The sequence below is a fragment of the Isoptericola sp. NPDC055063 genome, assembly GCF_053608125.1.
Genome location: NZ_JBSGUW010000029.1, coordinates 1 through 585 on the forward strand (window position 1 = coordinate 1; position 585 = coordinate 585).

Below are 585 nucleotides of genomic sequence, written 5' to 3' on the forward strand. Positions count from 1 at the left end.
ACCGTCCTGGCCGTCAAGTAGAAAAAAGCGGAATCAGGCCTGTAAGGCTGCCGCGTCTTGAGCACGCCGAAGCACAGATGCACCACTTTTCGCATGCAGGCGCCCAGGGCCGACATCTTGCTCTTGCCCGCGGCCAGCAGTCGTTGATACAACGCCCGCACATGGGGGTTGTGCTTGGACGCAACGACGCCAGCCATGTATGCCAACGCCCGTACGTCCGCAGGACCGGCCTTGGACATGCGGCTACGGCCGCGCAGCGACGTGCCAGACTGTCTCTGCACCGGCACCAAGCCCAGATACGCCGCCAGATCCTCTGCACACTTGAAGTGGTGGGTATGCATCACCCGCAGCATGGTTCTGGTCATTTTCGGCCCCACCCCGGGTATGGTCGCCAACAACCTGGCGTCTTCCTTCAAGTCAGGATGCCGGTCGATATGGTCGTCGATGGCCTTCTCCAGGCGAGCGATCTCCTTGCCGTAAAAGCTCAGCGTGTCGCTGATCGAACGTTCCACCAGCTCCGAGGGCGAGCTGGCCTCGATCTTCTCCTGGCGGTTCATCGTGCGCAGCCGATCCTTGGACAACGCT

Annotated in this window: 1 protein-coding gene; it reads right to left on the reverse strand. The window is 61.5% G+C overall.

Annotated features, from left to right (window positions below):
- On the reverse strand, window positions 1-585 hold a 585-nt coding region (locus tag ACWF41_RS21390), incomplete at both ends, for a transposase (protein WP_452183229.1).